This is a genomic window from Nocardia sputi (assembly GCF_023501985.1).
On record NZ_JAMFLC010000005.1, the window covers coordinates 137,083 to 156,975 of the forward strand.

The following is a 19,893-nucleotide window of genomic DNA, read 5'->3' on the forward strand; positions in this document are numbered from 1 at the left end:
CTCGACGCGGGCCGCTGCGCTCGCCACGCAGCATACTGGACCCCTGTCGCGACGAAAGTGCGGCATTATCGGCTGTTCGCGAAAATGGAATACTGCGCGGCGGCTCGTTGCTGAGCGTCCAGTAGTTGATTGGCGGCGACGAATCCCACGTATTCCTTGTACGCGACGACGCAGGTGAATCGTCGGTCGTCGAAAAGTCCGGACCGGTTCTCCACACAAGACGAATCCGGCAGATGCTGCGGTGGCTCGGCCGGGCCCGCTACCGTCGTGGGGGTGATACGTTCCGCGGCGACACGTCGCGCCGCCTCCGGGCTCGCCGTGCGAATCACCAAGGTGCCGCCGGAGGCCGCGAATTTCTCGGCGCCCATCGCCGTGAAACGTTGTTTCGCGTAATCGCGGTCTTCGGCGTATTGCATGATTCCGCGCAGACCGAACAGGGCGTGCGAGTCGTCGTAGCTCGGGGACTGGACCTCGGCCGGATTCAGGGTACGGCTCAGCAGATGGTCGGGGTCCCACGGCAGCCGCAACATCTCTTCTTCGGTCAGCGCAGGCAGTTGGTCGAGCAGTGGCAGCTGGACGTCGTACGCCTTCTCCGCCAGCGCGACCAAGGCGTTGCGATCAGGTGCGTTGGCCGAGACGAGGAACGCCACCACATAGGAACCGTGCGCGAGCACCGTACGCAGGAACGGAGAGCCGGGACGCCAGTGCGCTCGTGCCTGCGGCTGCCGCGGCAGCGTGAGGGGTTCGTTCTGATCGCGGTAGGCGCCGAAATCGGCATCGTGGAACTCGGTCGCGGCCTGGCGGGCACGCTCCGGGTCGGGGAACTGCATGACGGTCGTGCCGACCGTCGTGGAGTTGGGCCGTGGCTTGGTCGGCCACCCCGAGGGAAACAGGCTGATGTTCTGGTCGGATCCGTTGGTATGGAACCCGTACATCATCCGGTTCCGCTCGGCGATCGGCCGCATGTCCTCCGATCGCCCGAGTTCTCCGGGCAGTACCCCTTTGCTGACGCTCGCCGATGTCCAGCCGTACCTCATCCGCGGATCTATGTCGTATGCGGAGGCGACGTAATCGGCCAGCCGCATCGCGGCGACCTTCCCCATGTCGATGAACAGCGGTTGATAATCGTCGTCGTGGGCGTTCAGCGGCTCGGTGGGGTAGTTGCCATGGTCGAGACTGCGAACGTCGATCTCTCCCGGCTGCGCGGCACCCGGCATCGTGGAACCACAACCGGTGAGGATCACGGTGGCCACCGTGCACGCGAGCGCCGCGGCGGTGGTGCGGAATGTCGTCATGCGGCGTTCACCAACAACGCGTACTGAGACGAGATGCGCTGCTGCGCGTCGAGCAACTGATGCGACCACGCGAATGCCGCGTAGCGGTCGTAGGCCACCGAGCAGTAGAACCGGACGACGACCGTCTTGTTGCCGATGTACTCCTTGCATCGGGCGACGGGGAGGCCTTTCGGCGACTCGGCCGCGCGGAACTTCTTCGACAGGCCGCCGCGTTCCTCCCGCAACTGTATGGCCGCGGCGGCATCGCGGGTGCGGAACAGATCGGTCCCGTCGGTGGCGTACCGATCCGTTCCGGCCGCTTCGATCATCCTGCGGTCCTCGGCCGAATCGGTGGTGAAGTGCAACGCGCCATGGCCGGTGTAGGCGCCCGGCGGGTCGATCCAGGAATCTTCCCGTGGACGCGGCAGGGTTCGGTCCAGCATGCGGTCCATGTCGATCGGCAGCGTCATCAGCTGGTCGACGGGCGTCGGAGTGAAGCGGCCGATCGCCGGGACGACGGTGTCCAAACTCTTCTCGACCAGGGTGAGCAGCTGGGGAAGGTCGACCTTCTCCAGGAAGATCTTCACGTAGTCGAATACCCAGGTGTAAATGACGAACTTCCCGGTGGCGAACCACGAGCCGATCGACTGGGTCTGCGGTTGCCAATGCGCGTGCGCGGCGGGGTACTTCGGGATCTGCACCGGCGTATTCCGGTTGTTGGCCTCGAAGTCGACGCGTTCCAGGGCCGCGGCCGCGGCGGCCGCCTTCTGCTCGTCCGGGAAGATCAGGATCGCGTTGACCAGGTCCGTGCCGCGATTGTCCGGCGCGCTGCCCGCGCTGCTGAGGAACCCCGCGACGAACTCAGGTGCGGCTTCGGCGAAGCGGGAGACGTCCATGATCCGCCCGAGCGCACCCTTCGGCTCGAGGAAGATCTTGGAGATCGACGGATTCGCGGAGACGAACGCCGGGTCGATGTCCGACGGCAGCGGGACGAAGTTCGCCAGCCGCTCCGCCTCGATCATGCGCGCCTGCTCGGGATTCTTCGCGGTTCCCAGCGAACGTGGCTGGGTCGGGTAGTTGCCCACGTCGAGCTGCGCCAAGTCGATGGGTGGTGTGGTTTGCTCCGGCCCGGCCTCCGAGCCGCCGCACGCGGCGCCTGCGACGGCGACGACTGCGGCGAACGTCAGGGCACAGGCGGTTCGAATAGGTTTCGACATGACGCCGTGCTGCACTTCCCTCCCCTGATTGCGGTAGTTGCGCCGGAATCCTACTTCGGGCCCCCGGCGAGCGAAGACCGCGAAAATGGCGGCACCTACCCTGCTGAACTCAGAAACTGTTCGCCAACAGCGCATACTCCGCGGCGACCTTCTGTCGCACGTCCGGTTCCTTATCACTGGTGACGACTCCGACGTACCGCTTGTACGCCACGTAGCACCGGTACTTGTACTCCCGTTCCGCGTCACCCTTGCTGTTGAGCTGCAGGCACTTGGCGCCGGGAACGTCCCTGGGAGCGCCCAGCGGGTCGTAGTGGGCGCCTTCGCTCTCCAACAGGCCGGTGACCAGCTTCTGGGCGGCTTCCGCATCGCGGGTGCGGGCGACGTAGCTGTCGTCGACGAGGCCGATGTGGTCCACGCCCGCGTCCTCGATCAGGCGCAGGTGGACGGACTCGTCGTCGGCGCGGTGCACCGTGTGGTAACCGCCGTAGACGGCGAAGGACGCCGGGTCGGGAGCGCGGTCCTTGCGGTCGGCGACCGCGACGCGGGCGAGCAGGCCGTCCGGGTCGACCTCGAGGGAGTCGAGCTTGTTCTCCGGGGTGGCTGTGAACTCACCCAGCTGCGCGACCTGGGCGGCAAGGGTTTTGTCGACCCATTTCACGAGGTCGTCGCCATCGGCGGTGGGCCGCTGGATGAACAAGGAGATGACGAACTCCTTGTGCGCCATGAAGGTGCCGACAGTCGGAACGCCGGGTCGCCAATGGATGTGGGCGTCGGGATATTTCGTCGACGACAGTTTGCGGTTGTCCGGGGAGATGGCGATGTCGACGTCTTCGAGTTCGCGCGCGGCCAGCTTCGCGGTGGCCTCGTCGGGAAAACGGAACAGGGCGTTGGTGACCGCCGTGGCATCCGGGGCCGGGTTGGACTGGCCCGCGGGATCGGGGCGGTCCGCGCCGCTGGCGGCGTACCCGACGATCAGCTTGCGGTTGTCGAAGACCGGTTTGGACACCTTGGCCACGAAGTTCAGCGCCTGCTCGGCGTCGGTCACGACGGTGCTGCCGCGCCCGAACTTCAGCATTGGGTCGATGCGCACGGTCGGGACCACGGCATCGGACATCCGCATGCCTTCCAACAGCGCGCCCTTGCCGCCGGAGTCCTGGCTGTAGTCGTGCTTGTCGATTGGATAGGTGCCGACTTCCAGCACGCGTACATCGATCTCGCCCGCGGTCGGCGTTCCCTGCACGCCTGCGCAACCGGCCAGCATCCCCGCCAGTGCCAGGCAAGACGCGGTGAGCGCGATGCGTTGCGTCCGAACCATCTCAGGCCCCTCGTTCCTCCCGTTACTGACACTGAAGTTACCCGACGGACGACGGGGAGGGGGACCGGTGGTGTTCGTATTGCCATACCCTTGTGGGTGTGGCGACGACCTTGCACTGCACCCCCGGTGGAGGCCGATACCGTTGAAGGATCGGCAGGTCGAAGTCGTCGTAGGCAGCCACGCCGTGGCCAGGGTCGCGGGGGCGGTCGTAGTCGTCGCGCACCGCAGGCCGGGCAGGCCGACGCAGGACTCGCCCGCCGTCGTCGCTGTCGAATCACTGGCCGAACTGGTGCGCGAGGCGACCGATCGGGAACCGGACGGTCCCGGAGCCCTGGTGGCCCGGCAGGCCACGCGCTGGCTGATGAAACACGCCGAGCGGATCAGCCCGGGGGAACCGATCGACTTCGGCATCCTCTCGCTCGCCGAGAACGGGGGCTTGGCGATCTTCTTGCACGGAGCGGTCACCGCCGTGCTGGCCGGTGACGGCGCCGTCGAGCGGTATCGCGGCAGCGACGCGGCCTTCACGGTGGACCGGGTCGCCGCGATTCCCGCGCGGGCGGCGGCGTTGTTCGTCGACGACGGGAAGGGCCGCATCCCGGATCTGCCGCCGGAGCGCGGCATCGGCTGGCTGGTCGAGGGCATCGCGCAGGCGGGCGGCGCGATCGTCTGGTCGGAGGGTTCCCGCGCCGGTATGCCCGCGAACAGCCACGCGTCCCGTCCACCGGGCACGCATCGCCGCCCGGAGTCGCCGCCGCTGCCGACGGCGCGCATCGAACCCGAGCCCACCGCATCGGAACGGCAGCACCGGCCCGAGCCGGAGCCGCGGCACGTGCTCGGCCAACCGCGGTACCCGACCGCGCCGTCGACCGCGATGCTCGACGCGGAGGCCGAGCAGCCGCCGATCGATCCGCACCACGCGCCCACCCAGGTGGGTGGCACCAACCCCGCGCCGCAGCCGGATCCGCAACTGCGGCGCAGGCTGGAGGCCACTGCGAAAGCCACCGCGCTCACCGTCAAAGTCATGGGATTCAAGTGCGCCCGAGCGCATCCCAGCGATCCGCGGGCGGCGTTCTGCACCGTGTGCGGGATGCCGGTGGACCAGACGCAGGCGCTGATCGAAGTGGTCCGCCCGCCGCTGGGCATGCTGATCCTCGACGACGGCATGACCTACATGCTCGCCGCGGACGCGGTGATCGGGCGCGATCCGGAGCGTTCCCCCGCCGCGGAGAGCGGACTCGTCCCGCTGCGCGTCGACGACGCCTCCGGCGGCATGTCCCGGGCCCACGCGGAGATCCGCTTGGTGAACTGGGACGTGATGGTGGTGGACTGCGGTTCGACCAACGGCACCCGGACCCGGCTGCCGGGCTACCGCGATTGGATGCGCCTGGCGGCGAACCAGTCCACGGTGCTGCTACCGGGCACCGAGATCATGCTCGGCAACCGGGTGCTGCGCTTCGAACTGGCCGCGCCGCCGCCGTTCGGCCGCTGAGCGCGCTAGGCATAGCGTGCGGCGCAGATGCTCTCGCCGTTCAGGACGCCCGCGCGGAAGGCCTCGACCCGGGAGAAACCACTGGGAACGGTCCTGCCTTGGGCGTCGCTCGCGGCCAAGCCGTCGGTGAGCAGACCCGATACCGCCTCGTCCAGATCGCCTGCGGCGAGCTTGATATCGCCCTGACTCACCGGTCGGCCGGATTCGGCGAGCTTGCCGGTGACCACTCCGGACAGACAAGCCGCGCGCAGTCCGGTCTTGGCGCCCACCAGGCTCTGGCCGCGGCTCTGCTGGACGGCCAGGGTATATCGGGAGATGAACACGATGTAGCCGTTGTAGTCGCCGGTCACTTTGAGCGGCAGCGGGTCGTCCTCGCCGGAGTTCGAGGTACCCCGCTCGGCGAGCCCGGGAATGTCCGCGGCGATCGTGTTCTTCGCGGGGCAGTACGACACCGGTTCGGTGACCACGCCGTTGCGGCATTCGATCTTCGCTCGGGAGTAGTCGTAGGTCGGCTCGTGATCGACCGGCAGAATGAACTCGAGCGCTTTGGTGAGTTCGATCAGGCTTTCCTTGGTGATCGGGAATTCGCCGTGCCCTTGGTCGTCGCTGAAACTCTGGGGCAGGTTCGCGCGGCGCTGGTCGATCTCGTCCTGGTCGATGCCCTTGCACCCCTTGGGGCCGTCGGTGAAACCGATCTGCACCGCGGTGACGCGTTCGAAGGCCGAGCCGTGCACGCTCTCCGGGTCGTCGGGGTCGGAGTCGCGGATGGCGACGGTGGCGGCGAGCACCGAGTTCAGGCCGTCGGAGGTGTTGATCGTGAAGTGCCGGGCCTTGCCTTCGGCGACGTGCCGCATGAACGCCCCCGCGAAGCAGTCCGCCTGCTGCTCTTTGACGATCACCGGGTCCTTCGGCCCGACGATCTTGGCCATGGTCTGCACCGCGTGCCCGTACTCGTGCGCGAGCACCATCACCACGGCCATCTTGCCGAAGGCCTCCTCCATGGTGGGAAGCAGCACCGACCGATCCCAGCCGATGGAATTGTCCAAGCGGCAGTAGGCGGCGTTCACCAAGCGGTAGGTGGTCTCCTTGCAGAACTCGACCGCCTCGCTGCGCCCAGCCTTCGCGCTCCACGACAGCAGCTTCTCCACCGGCTTGAACTCGCCTTGGAATTCCTTGCCGAACTCGCCGCGCCAGTAGGTCTGGATGTCGTCGACGGCGTTGAGCGCCAGCGTGTCCACGGCCCCGCCGTCGCCATTCGTCGCGGTCAGTGGGCTGTCCGGGACGCCGGTGCGCGGTCCGCTGGGTCCGCTCGTGGTCGGCAGTCCGGCGACCTTGAACGGATCGTCGTAGACGGATACGGCGCGGCCGTCGACCACTCGGGTGCAGCCCCCGGCCAGTATCAGAACACCCAGCAGCGCCGCGACCAGCGAGGTCGCTCCCACTCTCGGCAAGGTTCCCCCTCGTCGACCGGTACAGCGTTCACGTCGCCGGATCGCGGCAATTGGCGCATCGGGGGCACCGCCGATGTCCGGGTGATGGAATAGTATCCGCTGCATGTCTTCACCGGGGGCGCAGACCATCACCGTGCGCCATGATGGAAACGAACGAGTATTCGATTCGAGCCAGCAGGTCACGATGGGCCGCGCGCCGGAGGTGACGCTGTTCGTCGACAGCCCGCTCGTTTCTCGTGTGCACGCGACGCTGGCCTGGCAGGGCAGCGCCTGGGTGTTGACCGACAACAGGAGCACCAACGGGGTGTTCGTCGACGCGCGCAGGCTGACCCAGCCGGTGTCGATCGACCGGCCAACCCAGGTCCGGCTCGGTGACGCCATCAGCGGTCCGCTGTTGCATCTGCTGCCGGCGAGCCCGCAACCACCGCACCGGCCTTCGGTGCGACCCCCGCAGCAGGCGCCCCAGGCGCAGCCCGGTCCGCCGCCGCAGGCGGTCCGGCGACCCGCGCAGCAGTTCCAGCGTCCGCACTATTCCCCGCCGCAGGACACGCCCGCGCCCGCGCTGAACGTCAACATGACGACCAGGGCCGAGACCTCGAACATGCCGCCGGTCCGGGCCAGGGCCGCCACGGCGCCCATCGCCCGCGCCGACCGGATCCCGCAGACCGGGCTGAGCATCGGCCGCACCACCGACAACCAGATCGTCGTCAACGATCCGCTGGCCTCGCGCAAGCACGCCCGTCTGGTCGCCTCCGCCGAGGGGCTCACCATCGAGGACCTCGGTTCGGCCAACGGCACGTTCGTCAACGGCCACCGCCAGCAGCGGGTGGTGCTGCGCGAACGGGACATCATCACCGTCGGCAACGTCGACTTCGTCGTCCAGCAGGGCACATTGGTGCACCGGCAGAAGCCGGTCGCCGAGCAGGGCCTCGCGGTGCACGGGGTCGGCTTCACCGTCGAGGGCAACAAGCAACTGCTCGTCGACGTGAACATGTCGGCCAGTCGCGGGACGCTGACCGCGCTGATCGGGCCCTCCGGTGCGGGCAAGTCGACGCTGTCGCGCCTGATCGCAGGCACCACCCGGCCCTCGGGCGGCGTGGTCACCTTCGAGGGGCGCAACCTGCACGCCGAGTACGAGGCGCTGCGTTCCCGCATCGGCATGGTGCCGCAGGACGACGTGCTGCACCGCCAGCTCACGGTGCGCCAGGCGCTCGGTTTCGCGGCCGAGCTGCGGCTGCCCCGGGACAACAGCAAGCAGGACCGGCAGAAGGTCATCGACGGTGTATTGCAGGAGCTTTCGCTCACCGAGCACGCCGACACCAGGGTCGACCGCCTTTCCGGCGGTCAGCGCAAACGCGCTTCGGTGGCGCTGGAGTTGCTGACCGGCCCGTCGCTGCTGATCTTGGACGAACCGACCTCCGGCCTCGATCCGGCACTGGACCGCCAGGTCATGGTGATGCTGCGCGAGCTGGCCGACGCCGGCCGCGTGGTGATCGTGGTGACCCACTCGGTGGCGCACCTGGACATGTGCGACCAGGTGCTGCTGCTGGCCCCCGGCGGCAAGACCGCCTACTGCGGCAACCCGGCCGGTGTCGGCGCGGCGCTCGGCACCAGCGACTGGGCGGAGATCTTCGCCAACGTCGCGGCCAACCCGGATCAGGCGTTCGCGGCCTATCGCTCCCGGCAGGCGTTCGCACCGCCGCCTCCGCCGCCTCCGCAGCCGTACGGGTCCGCGGGCAGTCCACCGCAGTCCAGTCGCGGAAAGCAGTTCTCGACCCTGGCGCGCCGTCAGATCCGGCTGATCCTGGCCGACCGCGGTTATCTCACGTTCCTCGTGATCCTGCCGTTCATCCTCGGTGCGCTCTCGCTGGTGGTGCCGGGGAAGAACGGTTTCCAACGCGGCGCGTTGAAAGCGCTGCCGGACGGCACATTCGTGCCGGAGGGCGGCAGTGAGACGCAGCAGCTACTGGTGGTGCTCATTCTGGGTGCCTGCTTCATGGGCTCCACGCTCACAGTGCGCGACCTGGTCGGCGAACGGACCATCTTCCACCGCGAACGCGCTGTCGGGCTGCTGCCTTCGGCGTACCTGATGGCTAAGATCGCCGTGTTCAGCCTGACCGCGCTGCTGCAATCAGCGGTGCTGGTCGGCATCGTGCTCGCGGGCAAGAAGCGTCCTGGAGAGGGGGCGGTGCTGGCCTCCGGCAGCGCGGAGCTGTACATCGACATCGCGCTGACCGCGATCTGCTGCGTGGTCCTCGGCCTGTTGCTCTCGTCGCTGGCGAAGTCGAACGAGCAGGTGATGCCGTTGCTGGTGGTGGCCATCATGTGCCAGCTGGTGATGGCGGGCGGTCTGATCCCGGTCACCGGCCGCATCGTGCTGGAGCAGGTGTCCTGGCTGTTCCCGGCGCGCTGGGGCTACGCGGCCGGTGCGTCGACGGTGAACGTCCGTGAGTTGTTCCTGAACGCGCAGCCCGACACGCTCTGGCAGCACAAACCGGAGATCTGGGCGCTGGACGCGGGCGTGCTGCTGTTGATCACCGTGGTACTGGCGGTCCTCACCTGGCGCCGCTTGCGACTGAAGAAGTCGGCGGCGTGACGCGGCTTCGAGCGTTCGCGGGCGCCCCGGTGCGCGAAAGCGGCTCCGAGCGGCGCGGGAGGGCAACGACGAGCATCTCGGCCGCGAACCGGGCACACTTATGCCTGTGACGGTGCGAGTAGGGGCAGTGCATCTCGGCTGGGATGTGGTGTCTGTGGCGGCCGGTGGCGGTGGCATCCCCATCCGCCCGGTGCAGGTGGAGGGTATGTGGACGCCGCCGGCCTATCTGCTGGCGGATTCGTCGGGCCGGTTGCATACGGCGGGCGTGGAACGCAACAGGCCGGATCTCGGAATGGCGATCGCCGACGTGCGCGACATCCTCGGACATCCGCAGATCGTGGTCGCGGGCGCGACGTGGCCCGCGGAGCTGGTCTTCCGCGCGCGCATGTACAACCCGCTCGCGGAGATCGGCAAACACTTGCGCGGCAAACCGGACCTGGTGGCGCTGCCCTTCCCGGACAACTGGCCGGAGGAGAAGGTCGAGGTATACGCCTCGATGGTGGAACAGCTCGACGTGATGGTGGAGCCGCTGCCGGAGAGCGTCGCGCTGTCCGGCTACGTCCGAGCGCTCGGACTGGTGCACCCGCCGGACCGCTCCATGCCGCACGGCATCGGCGCGACGGGCGTGTACTCCGACGGCCGCAGCATGCTGGTGGTCGCGGTGCACGGCGACGACGAGCAGCCCACCGAGTCGGTCGACGTTCCGGTCGACGCGGAGGCCATGCGCGATGCCAGGTCGGCGGACGACGTGGTGATCGAGGTGATGGCCGCTGCGCGTTCGATCGGCGCGGACACCTCGACGGTCCTGCTGTCGGGCAACGTGCGCTTCAACGACGCGTTGCGCCTGGCTTTCCAGAACCATCTCGGCCACCGGCTGCACGTGGCCGACCATCCGATGCACGCGCTCGTGCTCGGCGCGGCGCACCTGCTGGTCAGCGACACCGAAGCCGAGGAGCCCGAGCCGGCGGGCAGGCATGCCGAGCCTGTCCCGCAGCGCCCGGTGGACGCGCGGCCCCAGGCCGAGTACCCCGCGCCGCCGCAACCCGCGGACGCCGGACAGCGATCGACCGGGCCGGTGCCCGGCGTCCAGTACGGGCCGGGATACCCGACCCAGCACGACGAGGCGCCGCGGGGTCTCCCGCCGAACCTCGCCGAGCTGGGCAGTCGCTTCACCCGGCCGCCGAGCGCGCCCGACGAGCAGCAGACCGGGCGTCCGCAGGGCGACCTCGCGGGCCCGCCGTCGGGGCCGCTGCCCGGTGGGCCGGTGCCGCCGCTGGGCCCGCAGCCGCCCTACTCGGGCGCACCGGAGCCGTTACACGGCGGACAGCGCCAGGACGCCTGGCAGGACCCGGAGTCCGATGCGGACGATCGGCACCGCAAGGGCAAGCTCTGGAACAAGATGAAGGGCAATTTGTTCGGAGCGAACACCGTCGCCGGGGCAGTGGCACTGGCCGTGGTCGCGCTTCCGTCCGGAGGCGATCGGGTCGAGCTGACCGCGCGGCAGGTCGTGGGGGACACGGGATCGGTGGTCGCGGAGGAGATGGCCGCCGACGGTGCGGCCGAGCCGGTCGCGTGTCCGAGCGTCCCCTACGCGATCACCAAGCCCAGACCGGGAGTCACCACAGCGCGGGGGAACGGGCCCGAAGGCCACGAAAGCGTCGCCGAGTGCGGGCGGCCGGACGTCGACACCCTGCGTTACCTGGTCCCCGGCCCGCCCGGAGCCATGGACTTCGGTCCGCCGATCGAAATCTGACGCGATTTCTTCCCGCGATACCCCACTGGTATCGTGGCTCGTTGGCGTGTGGAACGTCCGGTCGATCCCTGGTGGATCGCCCGAGCGTCCACCGAGCCCCGGGTCTCCACCGGCCGCCGGGAACACTCTCGACCGCACGCTCGGCTGGCAACACCGACGACAGACAGGGAAGCACTGTGCCTACGTACAGCCCCAAGGCGGGTGACGTGACCCGTAAGTGGTACGTCATCGACGCCACTGACGTAGTGCTCGGCCGTCTCGCCGTCCAGGCAGCGAATCTGCTGCGTGGCAAGACGAAGCCGACCTACGCCCCGCACGTCGATGGTGGCGATTTCGTCATCATCATCAATGCCGACAAGGTCGCCATCAGCGGCAACAAGCGGCAGGACAAGCTGATCCACCACCACTCCGGGCACCCGGGCGGCCTCAAGTCGCGGACCGTCGGTCAGGTGTTGGAGACCCGTCCCGATCGGCTCGTGGAGAAGGCCGTCAAGGGCATGATCCCGAAGAACAAGCTCGGTAACGCCATCGCGGGCAAGCTGAAGGTCTACGCTGGCCCCACGCACCCGCACGCCGCTCAGCAGCCCATTCCGTTCGAGATCAAGCAGGTGGCCCAGTGACCGCTCCCGAGGAATTCAACGAGGACTTCGTCGAGGAATTCGACGCTGCCGAGCCCGTCGAGGACGGTGCGGGTTACGAGGACTCCGAGGCTTCGGACTCTTCCGAGACCTACGCTCCGGTCGTGATCGACCGCCCGGTGCAGACCGTCGGCCGCCGCAAGGAGGCCGTCGTGCGCGTGCGCCTGCTGCCCGGCTCCGGCAACTTCGTGCTCAACGGCCGCACCATCGAGGACTACTTCCCGAACAAGGTGCACCAGCAGCTGGTCAAGTCGCCGCTGGTGACCGTCGAGCGCACCGAGAACTTCGACGTGCACGCCCGCCTGGTCGGCGGCGGCCCGTCCGGCCAGGCAGGCGCCTTGCGGCTGGCCATCGCCCGCGCGCTGATCGAGGTCACCCCGGACGATCGTCCCGCCCTCAAGCGGGCCGGCTTCCTGACTCGTGACCCGCGTGCCACCGAGCGTAAGAAGTACGGTCTGAAGAAGGCGCGCAAGGCGCCGCAGTACTCGAAGCGCTGATTTCGGCATCGTCGGCCCTCCGCATCCGGCGCCCTCGCGGTGCCGGAGGCGGTACGGTCGACGCGGCAGCTGTACGAGAGCAGGCTTCCAGCGAACAGCTGGTCGCCTGCTCTCGCGCTGTATGAAGATGTGGCGTGCGTGGGGCTTGCATGGTGCACAGTCCGGTGCCTCCCAGGGCCGACGCTCACGTCACGGATCACCAATGAGGGGCGAGGTATGGGACGGTTGTTCGGCACCGACGGAGTCCGCGGGCTTGCCAACGAGTCGCTGAGTCCGGAGTTCGCGCTGCGCGTTTCCGGAGCGGCCGCGCAGATCCTGAGCCGGGGCAAGAAGCGTGCGCTCGCGGTGGTCGGCCGCGATCCCCGGGCCAGCGGAGAGATGCTCGAGGCCGCGGTGACCGCCGGCCTGACCGCGGCGGGCGTGGACGTGCTCTCGGTGGGAGTGCTGCCGACGCCGGCCGTCGCCTACCTCACCGGTCTGTACGATGCCTGTCTCGGCGTGATGATCTCCGCCTCGCACAACCCCATGCCGGACAACGGCATCAAGATCTTCGCCGCGGGCGGGCACAAACTCGACGACGCGATCGAGGACCGGATCGAGGCGCTCGTCGCCGCGGACACGCCGTTCCGCCCGACCGGCGCCGGTATCGGACGGGTGCGCAGCGCGGCGGGCGCGCGGGATCACGGGCTGGTCATCCCGGACCAGTACAGCCTCGCGGGCACCCACGAGCGTTACGTGGAGCACCTGGTGGAGGCGACCGGCCAGGACCTGTCCGGGCTGACCGTCGTAGTCGACTGCGCGCACGGCGCCGCCGCCGAGGTGGGGCCCGCCGCGTATCGCGAGGCGGGAGCGACAGTGATCGCCATCAACGCCGAACCCGACGGGCTGAACATCAACGACGGCTGCGGCTCGACCCATCTCGACCAGGTGCGGGCCGCGGTAGTGGAGCACGGGGCAGACCTGGGCCTGGCGCATGACGGCGACGCCGACCGCTGCCTGGCCGTCGACGCCTACGGCAACGTGGTCGACGGTGACGCGATTCTGGCCATCCTGGCGCTGGCCATGCACGAGGCGGGCGAGCTGGCCGAAAACACCCTGGTCGCCACCGTGATGAGCAACCTCGGTCTGCACATCGCCATGCGCGCGGCCGGAATCATTTTGCGCACCACCGCGGTCGGCGACCGTTACGTGCTCGAGGAGTTGCGGCGCGGCGGCTACACGCTGGGTGGCGAGCAGTCGGGGCATGTGGTGTTCCCCCGCCACGGCACCACCGGTGACGGCATCCTGACCGGCCTGCGCCTGATGGCCCGGATGGCGCAGTCCCGGCGCACTCTGGCCGACCTGGCGAGTGTGCTGCAAACCGTGCCGCAGATCCTGGTGAACGTGCCGGTCAGCGACAAAGCCGTGGTCGCGCGCGCACCGGAGGTGCGGGAAGCGGTGCTGGAGGCGGAGCGGACGCTCGGCGACTCCGGACGAGTACTGCTGCGGCCCAGCGGCACCGAGGAACTGGTGCGGGTGATGGTGGAGGCCACCGATCCGGCGCAGGCGCGGCAGCTGGCGGACGATCTCGCCAAACGGGTAGCGGCTGTGTGATTTCGCCGGCGCCTTCGGCGCTGGGTGTGCGGTCTCGCTTCGCTCGAAACGGGAATTGCGGTGCGCTGGGCAGTATACGCGCGCCCGGTGTCAGTGCGTCTCGGTGAGTACGCCGGCAGCTATGTGCCAGCGACGGGTCGCGCGGACGGTGTCGAGCATGCGGCGGTCGTGGGTGACGAGCAAGAGTGTGCCGGTGAACGATTCGACGGCCTGCTCCAGCTGTTCGATGGCGACGAGGTCCAAGTGGTTGGTCGGCTCGTCCAGCACGAGCAGGTTCACCCCGCGGGCTTGGAGCAGTGCGAGGGCGGCGCGGGTGCGTTCACCGGGGGAGAGGGTGTCGCACGGCCGCAGCACGTGCGGGCCGCGCAGACCGAATTTGGCCAGCAGTGTCCGCACTTCCGCCTCCGGCAGGTCGGGTACCGCGGCCCCGAATGTGTCGGCCAAGGCGGCGGTTCCGCGGAAAAGTTCGCGTGCCTGGTCCACCTCCCCGATCTCCACACCGGAGCCCAGGCTCGCGGTCCCGCTGTCCGGCCGGAGCTTACCCAGCAACAACGCCAGCAAGGTGGACTTCCCGGAGCCGTTCGCCCCGGTGAGTACGATGCGGTCCGCCCAGTCGACCTGGGTGGTGATCGGTCCCAGAGTGAAGTCGCCGCGGGTGACCCTCGCCCGGGACAGCGTCGCCACCACCGAGCCGCTGCGCGGGGCCGTGGCGATGCTCATGCGCAGCTCCCACTCCTTGCGCGGCTCCTCCACTGCCTCCAATCGTTCGATGCGGCGCTGGGTCTGCCTGGCTTTGGCGGCTTGCTTCTCGGTCGATTCGGCCCGCATCTTGCGGCCTGCCTTGTCCGAATCCAGCTTCCTGGGATCACGCGCCTTACGGCGTGCGTTGCGGACGCCGTGCTCGAGCCAGTTGCGCTGCATCTGCGCGCGGGCCTCCAGGCTCGCTCTGGTGTCGGCGTACTCCTCGTAGGACTCGCGCGCGTGCTGCCGAGCGATCTCGCGCTCCATCAGATACGACTCGTAACCGCCGTCGTACTGCCCCACCTGTTGCTGGGCGAGGTCCAGCTCCACGATGCGATTCACGGTGCGCGCCAGAAATTCCCGATCGTGGCTGATCACCATCAGCGGCACCCGCACGCCCGCGACGAACCGCTCCAGCCGGGCCAGGCCGTCCAGGTCCAGGTCGTTGGTCGGCTCGTCCAGCAGCAGGATGTCGAAGCGCGACAGCAGGACCGAGGCCAGCCCGGCGCGTGCGGCCTGGCCACCGGACAAACCGGTCATCGGCGTGTCCAGGCCGCTCGGCAGGCTGTCGGCGAGGCCGAGGTCGGCGGCCACCTCGTGGGCGCGCTGGTCCAAGTCGGCGCCGCCGAGAGCCAGCCAGCGATCCAGCGCGGGGGAGTACTCATCCGGCCCGCCTTCGGCGAGTCGCTCGGCCGCGGCGTCCATCGTCCGCTGGGCCGCGGTGACTCCCGTTCGGCGACTGAGGAAATCGAAGACGGTCTCACCCGCGACACGCTGCGCCTCCTGCGCCAGGTAACCGACCGTCGCGTCCGGCGGACTGAGCGTGATGCTGCCCGTCGGCGCCTGCCGCTCGGCGAGCATGCGCAGCAGCGTCGACTTACCCGCGCCGTTCACGCCGACCAGGCCGATCACGTCGCCCGGCGCGAGGGTCAGATCGAGGTCGGCGAACAGCGTGCGCTCGCCGTGACCGGCCGACAGGCCGCGGGCATGCAGAGTGGTGCTCACCAGCACGAGTCTGCCGTGCTCAGGGTCGCACCCTGAGGTCGGCCCCCGGGAGAAATCAGGGTCGGTATCGCCCGCCGGGCCGATGGCGCGGCCTGCGGCGGCGAGGACAGTGGAGGTCGTAGCGATCACCGCCAGAGAGGGAAGACCAATGACCGTCCCCACCCGCCGTTTCGCCCGTTCCGCCCACGACAAGTGGATCGCGGGCGTCTGCGGTGGCATCGCCGACTACCTCGGCTGGAATGCCAACGTCGTCCGTCTGCTGTTCGTGGTGTCGTGCCTGCTGCCCGGTCCGCAGTTCATCCTCTACCTCGTACTGTGGCTGGTGATGCCGAAGAAGTGAGCTGGAAGGCTGCGCCGAGGCCGCTCGGCTGTCAGGATGGGATGATGCCGCTTGTGCGGCACCGTACGAGTCCTGCTGAGGAGGAGTCATGATCACCTCGGAATTCCCCGGTCTGGATATACCCGGCATCGACGCGTCCTCGTCGCTCGGTGGATTGGGTGCGATCGAACTGCATCACCCGACCCAGGACATCGACGGCGACGGCACCCTCGACACCATCACCACGACGGGCGAGGAGGCGATGCACGTCTGGACCGACTACGACCACGACGGCTTCGCCGACCACGTCACCGTGGTGGAGAAGGACGGCGACTACGCCGCCTGGGAATTCCACCGCCACCCCGACGGCACGTCCGAGTGGGTTCGCACCGATCACGGCCGGATCGGCGGCTAGCCGAACCGGCGTCGGAAGGAACCGATTCGGAGGCGCCCACGTCCAACGATCCGACACGAGCGGTTCGGCCGCCGAGATCGTTGTGCCGCCGGCGCGAAATTCGGGGGAACCGGGTGTCGGCGTGTTGCGTCGAAGGAAGTACGGCGGAATCAGGCGCGAACGAGTTTCACGTCGGCGCAATGACACTACGAGGATGGAGGGGAATCGTGGGTGGGTCGGAGATGGTCGGTGTCCGGACGGGGGAACTCGGTGCGCTGGGCAGCGACTACCGGAGATCGGCGGACGCCGTCCGCGACCAAGCTGTACGAGTCGCCGATCACCGGTTCGGCATCGGCGGCGAGGCGGGCCGCAACTACGCGCCGCAGGGAACGGCGGTTCATCAGGGCCTGGACCGAATCAGCGCATGGCTGCGGAATTGGAGCGACGCCACCACCGCGACCGCCGACGCGCTCGGCGCCGCCGTAGTGGCATACGCCGAGACCGACCAGCAACGCGCCTCCGAGACGAACAAGACATGAAACCGCCGAATGACACGTGTTCGCACCAGCGACACCACACATTCGAGGAGTCGGAATCATGACGGTTTCGTGGCAGGGCAAGGCGATCGACACCCTCTTGGACGAGGGCAGCGCGGGCCTGCAGTACTGGATCGAGTTCATGCCGCTGTACGAGGCGGCGTTCGGCGGCGACGGGGGGCGCGGGAACGTCGACAAGCTGCTGGCGATGTACGACGAGCAGCGCGGCATGCGGGTGGAGAAGCTGGAGCAGGCGGGCGAGGCGCTGAAAGTCGCTCTGGCCGAAGTCGATCGGCAATGGGACGCGCAGCAGGGCTACAACCGCAGGTTGCCCGAGTTGTGGCAGGGAACGGCGGCCGCCACCGCGCTCGACATGCTCGGCAAACAGTCGGTCCTTGCCGACGAGGACCGGCAGCACGCCCGGGCGGCCATGACCGTGATCGCGGATATGGCCGGTTCCTTGCGCTCGGCGGTCGCCGCGAAGGCGTTCGCCACCCGTGAGTTGCTGGAGGGCCCGGTGGGCGGCAGCAAAGTCGTCAAGATCGACGGTAAGACTCCCGAAGACGTGAAAGTCATTGTCGACGTGCACAATGCGCGGGAGTGGATCGACGCCGACCAAGTGCGCGAACTCGGTCGCATCTTCCCCGCGCTCGCCGTGCCGGAGGACCAGATCAACAAAAGCGTTCTCGGCTTCATCAATTCCGACAGCAAGAATCTGCTCACCGGCGCGTACGGCGACCGGGTCCGCAGCGTCACCGACGAGTGGCTGACCAAGACCTTCAAACCGGATTTCGATCGAAAACTGGCGTCGTATGTCGATGTCTGCGCCGAGGTCGATCGCCTGTTCAATGACCAGTACAAGAACCTGACCGATGCGATGGCGCAGGTATCCGAGCAGGCCTACCCCCGCCCGGAAGGACCGGCCACCCCCCAGCCGGATGCTCCTGTGAGCCAGGACAATCCCACGAACACGGCTGCCCCGGGGCCGCCTGGGATACCCGCCACCGCGACCCCGGCGAGTACCACACCCAGCAGCGTACCCACGTCGACCACACCGACCACACCCACTACTCCGACCACGCCCAGCAACCCGACCACCCCGGCGCTCAGGACGCCGTCGCTGGACGGGTTGGCGGCGATCAGCCAGGTGGCCAGGGAGTTCTCCCCCCTGGCAACGGGTCTCGGCCAGGCGGTCACCCAGGGGCTGTCCGCGCTGAGCGGCACGATCAAAAGCGGGGTCGATGACGCGGTCGAAAAGCTCATGCAGAGCGTCGATCCGAAGAACGCCGAGGCCGACGTCGAAAACGAAGAAGCCGAGAACGAGAAAGTGGAGCCGAAGGCCGAATTCGATATCGGCGGAAAGCATGTGAAGTTCGAGATGGGGCCGGACGGCCGGTTGAAACTCCTCCTGTCCGACGCCACCGGCGAAGAACAGGAGTTCACCGTCGAGCTGAACGAGCACGGGATGCCGATCATCTCGACCACCGATCCGAAAGCGGAGAACGCACAGCCTTCGGCGCCTGAGGTTCCGGCGCCGGAGGCTCAGGAGAAGCAGAAATCGCCCGACCCGGCCCCGGAGACCGAAGCCGGTCGGCCCGGTCTGCCGAGCGCGACCCCGCCGAGCACCCGCCGCGAAGAAGACGGCGAGCACTACCCGAAGCCGCTGCCGGAGCAAGGCGAGCCGGAACCCGACACCCCGGTGGACAGCGGCGCGGAACTCGCCGAAGCCGGACCGCTGGGAGCGGACTTCGCCGAGGCTGGTCCGCTGTGAGCGCGGCCGCGACCGGTACCGCCACCTCGGAGGAGCGAGGAGGCGCCGCGTGGTGAATTACGCCGAGGAAGCGAGGCAACTCGCCGCCGAGAATCAGCGCCGCATGTCTCTGCTGCTCGACGAGATCCAGGCGATCAACGAGCAGACTGCGGCGACCGGCCGCGAGTTCGCCGATCGCTTGACCGCGGACATGGACCAGTTCTGGGCGACGCACGCCGCCGAACTGGACAAGGCCGCCGCCGAGGCGGAGGCGCAGCGACGGTTGGAGGACGAAGCGCGGGAGCAGCGCGAGGCCGTCGCGCGATCGATGGCCGCCCGGCGCGCCAATCAGACGGTCGCGCCGGTCGACGAGGAGGACGAGGAGGCCAAGTTCTACCAACGCAAGAGCTGGCTGATCTGACCGGCGCTCCGGACACCGGTGAGTCGGCTACCGTCGCAGCAGCGCGGCCAACTGGCCGACCTTCAGCTTCGGCGGCTCCTTCTCCTGCGGCGCTTCGGGGTCGACGACCGTGGTGTGCGGGATGACCTCGTCGGGCTCGGCGAAGGGACGGTAGGTCTTGTCGCCCGCCAGCGTGGCGAGCAGGTATCCGGCCAGCAGGGCGCGGGTGGTGCGCGCGGTCTTCGATTCGTGCTTGCCCGCGCCGATGGCGGCGAGGATACGCCGGCCCTCGATGATGCCGTTGTGCGAGGCCTTGTCGACGGCGCGAAGGATCGCGGGACCACCCCACGCGGTGGTCAGCGGGATGGCGTTGGAGCTGACCGAGGTGATGTCGGTCGCGCCGGCCAGGATCAACGCCGGAACGTCGAGCTCGGGCGCGACGGCTTCGGCGGCCGGCGACGTCGGCGCGGGGAACAGCGCCACGACGGTGGCGACGTCGCGGCGTCCGGCGGCGATGACGGCGGCGCCCGCGCCCATGCCGTGTCCGGCCAGGGCGAGACGCTCCGGGTGCACGCTGATCTCGCCGTCGCCGAGCCGCACGCCGGTGCAGATGTCGAGCGTGGTCAGCAAGTCGGCGGCCAGCCCCAGATGTGACGGGATCGGCCCGCGCTCGGTGTCCGGGGCGGCGGCCACAATTCCCCACGAAGCGAGGTGTTCCAGCAGGGTGCGGTAGTGCCCCGCCCCGGTCAGCCAGCCGTGCCCGAAGGCGACGGCAGGTAGATTCCGCCCGGACTCGGGGGTGAACACCACCCCCGGCTGGCCGGCGATGGCCAGATTGCCGCGCAACACGCGGTGCGGGCCCCGGCTGGTCAGGGTGCTCAGTAGCGATTTCACAGACGCCGACACGACGTGAACGTTATCCGAT

Annotated in this window: 17 protein-coding genes; 11 read left to right on the forward strand and 6 right to left on the reverse strand. The window is 68.7% G+C overall.

Features of this window, described 5'->3' with window-relative positions; translation table 11 throughout:
* Window positions 1–65: 65 nt before the first annotated feature.
* The 3 genes from M8859_RS09835 to M8859_RS09845 all read right to left on the reverse strand — a co-directional run bounded on the left by M8859_RS09835 (window position 66) and on the right by M8859_RS09845 (window position 3,806).
* Window positions 66–1,295, reverse strand: coding sequence for a DUF7373 family lipoprotein (locus M8859_RS09835; protein WP_249644131.1), 1,230 nt, complete (start codon window positions 1,293–1,295; stop codon window positions 66–68).
* Complete coding sequence (locus M8859_RS09840) at window positions 1,292–2,491, reverse strand: DUF7373 family lipoprotein (protein WP_236565387.1); 1,200 nt, start codon at window positions 2,489–2,491, stop codon at window positions 1,292–1,294. The genes M8859_RS09835 and M8859_RS09840 overlap by 4 nt, the downstream gene beginning before the upstream one ends.
* A gap of 109 nt (window positions 2,492–2,600) precedes the next feature.
* On the reverse strand, window positions 2,601–3,806 hold the full coding sequence (locus M8859_RS09845; RefSeq protein ID WP_249644132.1) for a DUF7373 family lipoprotein: 1,206 nt from the start codon (window positions 3,804–3,806) through the stop codon (window positions 2,601–2,603).
* Between the two features lie 142 nt (window positions 3,807–3,948).
* Between M8859_RS09845 and M8859_RS09850 the strand changes: the two genes are divergently transcribed.
* Window positions 3,949–5,295, forward strand: coding sequence for an FHA domain-containing protein (locus M8859_RS09850; protein WP_249644133.1), 1,347 nt, complete (start codon window positions 3,949–3,951; stop codon window positions 5,293–5,295).
* Between the two features lie 5 nt (window positions 5,296–5,300).
* Here M8859_RS09850 and M8859_RS09855 read toward each other — a convergent pair whose 3' ends face one another.
* Window positions 5,301–6,746 carry a neutral zinc metallopeptidase gene (locus M8859_RS09855; RefSeq protein WP_159922961.1) on the reverse strand — a complete coding sequence of 482 codons (1,446 nt, stop codon included), beginning with the start codon at window positions 6,744–6,746 and terminating at the stop codon, window positions 5,301–5,303.
* A gap of 103 nt (window positions 6,747–6,849) precedes the next feature.
* On the opposite strand from M8859_RS09855, the gene M8859_RS09860 reads away from it, so the two are divergent.
* The 5 genes from M8859_RS09860 to glmM all read left to right on the forward strand — a co-directional run bounded on the left by M8859_RS09860 (window position 6,850) and on the right by glmM (window position 13,823).
* Window positions 6,850–9,342: an FHA domain-containing protein gene (locus tag M8859_RS09860; protein WP_159922963.1), complete on the forward strand. Its 2,493-nt coding sequence runs from the start codon at window positions 6,850–6,852 to the stop codon at window positions 9,340–9,342.
* Window positions 9,343–9,442: 100 nt separating this feature from the next.
* Window positions 9,443–11,095 carry a hypothetical protein gene (locus M8859_RS09865; RefSeq protein ID WP_159922965.1) on the forward strand — a complete coding sequence of 551 codons (1,653 nt, stop codon included), beginning with the start codon at window positions 9,443–9,445 and terminating at the stop codon, window positions 11,093–11,095.
* 176 nt (window positions 11,096–11,271) lie between these two features.
* Window positions 11,272–11,715 (forward strand): 50S ribosomal protein L13, encoded by a 444-nt coding sequence (rplM, locus tag M8859_RS09870; protein WP_040864934.1) that lies wholly within the window; start codon window positions 11,272–11,274, stop codon window positions 11,713–11,715.
* Window positions 11,712–12,230, forward strand: a complete 519-nt coding sequence (gene rpsI, locus M8859_RS09875; protein WP_159922967.1) for a 30S ribosomal protein S9 — start codon at window positions 11,712–11,714, stop codon at window positions 12,228–12,230. The genes rplM and rpsI overlap by 4 nt, the downstream gene beginning before the upstream one ends.
* A gap of 216 nt (window positions 12,231–12,446) precedes the next feature.
* The gene (gene glmM / locus M8859_RS09880) at window positions 12,447–13,823 is read left to right on the forward strand and encodes a phosphoglucosamine mutase (protein WP_195071248.1); all 1,377 of its coding nucleotides are present in this window, start codon (window positions 12,447–12,449) and stop codon (window positions 13,821–13,823) included.
* Between the two features lie 90 nt (window positions 13,824–13,913).
* Here the strand turns inward: glmM and M8859_RS09885 are convergent, their stop codons facing one another.
* Window positions 13,914–15,569 carry an ABC-F family ATP-binding cassette domain-containing protein gene (locus M8859_RS09885; RefSeq protein WP_195071312.1) on the reverse strand — a complete coding sequence of 552 codons (1,656 nt, stop codon included), beginning with the start codon at window positions 15,567–15,569 and terminating at the stop codon, window positions 13,914–13,916.
* A gap of 148 nt (window positions 15,570–15,717) precedes the next feature.
* Here M8859_RS09885 and M8859_RS09890 point away from each other — a divergent pair, with 148 nt between their 5' ends.
* The 5 genes from M8859_RS09890 (at window position 15,718) to M8859_RS09910 (ending at window position 18,989) form a co-directional block, all read left to right on the forward strand.
* Complete coding sequence (locus tag M8859_RS09890) at window positions 15,718–15,909, forward strand: PspC domain-containing protein (RefSeq protein WP_159922971.1); 192 nt, start codon at window positions 15,718–15,720, stop codon at window positions 15,907–15,909.
* An 88-nt stretch (window positions 15,910–15,997) separates the two neighbouring features.
* A complete protein-coding gene (locus tag M8859_RS09895) occupies window positions 15,998–16,303 on the forward strand; it encodes a DUF6802 family protein (protein ID WP_159922973.1) in 306 nt (101 codons plus the stop codon).
* 206 nt (window positions 16,304–16,509) lie between these two features.
* Window positions 16,510–16,821 carry a hypothetical protein gene (locus tag M8859_RS09900; protein ID WP_195071247.1) on the forward strand — a complete coding sequence of 104 codons (312 nt, stop codon included), beginning with the start codon at window positions 16,510–16,512 and terminating at the stop codon, window positions 16,819–16,821.
* A gap of 58 nt (window positions 16,822–16,879) precedes the next feature.
* Complete coding sequence (locus tag M8859_RS09905) at window positions 16,880–18,589, forward strand: PspC-like choline-binding domain-containing protein (RefSeq protein WP_249644134.1); 1,710 nt, start codon at window positions 16,880–16,882, stop codon at window positions 18,587–18,589.
* A 49-nt stretch (window positions 18,590–18,638) separates the two neighbouring features.
* Entirely contained in the window at window positions 18,639–18,989 is a 351-nt protein-coding gene (locus M8859_RS09910; RefSeq protein ID WP_159922979.1) for a hypothetical protein, read from the forward strand.
* A 27-nt stretch (window positions 18,990–19,016) separates the two neighbouring features.
* Here M8859_RS09910 and M8859_RS09915 read toward each other — a convergent pair whose 3' ends face one another.
* Window positions 19,017–19,874, reverse strand: coding sequence for a poly(ethylene terephthalate) hydrolase family protein (locus M8859_RS09915; RefSeq protein WP_249644135.1), 858 nt, complete (start codon window positions 19,872–19,874; stop codon window positions 19,017–19,019).
* Between the last annotated feature and the right edge of the window lie 19 nt (window positions 19,875–19,893).

Excerpts from the sequence above, each read along its gene's own strand:
- M8859_RS09840 (WP_236565387.1), bottom strand. The coding sequence starts at position 2,491 with ATGTCGAAACCTATTCGAACCGCCTGTGCCCTGACGTTCGCCGCAGTC.
- M8859_RS09895 (WP_159922973.1), top strand. The coding sequence starts at position 15,998 with ATGATCACCTCGGAATTCCCCGGTCTGGATATACCCGGCATCGACGCG.
- M8859_RS09905 (WP_249644134.1), top strand. The coding sequence starts at position 16,880 with ATGACGGTTTCGTGGCAGGGCAAGGCGATCGACACCCTCTTGGACGAG.
- M8859_RS09860 (WP_159922963.1), top strand. The coding sequence starts at position 6,850 with ATGTCTTCACCGGGGGCGCAGACCATCACCGTGCGCCATGATGGAAAC.
- M8859_RS09890 (WP_159922971.1), top strand. The coding sequence starts at position 15,718 with ATGACCGTCCCCACCCGCCGTTTCGCCCGTTCCGCCCACGACAAGTGG.
- M8859_RS09835 (WP_249644131.1), bottom strand. The coding sequence starts at position 1,295 with ATGACGACATTCCGCACCACCGCCGCGGCGCTCGCGTGCACGGTGGCC.
- glmM (WP_195071248.1), top strand. The coding sequence starts at position 12,447 with ATGGGACGGTTGTTCGGCACCGACGGAGTCCGCGGGCTTGCCAACGAG.
- M8859_RS09845 (WP_249644132.1), bottom strand. The coding sequence starts at position 3,806 with ATGGTTCGGACGCAACGCATCGCGCTCACCGCGTCTTGCCTGGCACTG.
- M8859_RS09865 (WP_159922965.1), top strand. The coding sequence starts at position 9,443 with ATGCCTGTGACGGTGCGAGTAGGGGCAGTGCATCTCGGCTGGGATGTG.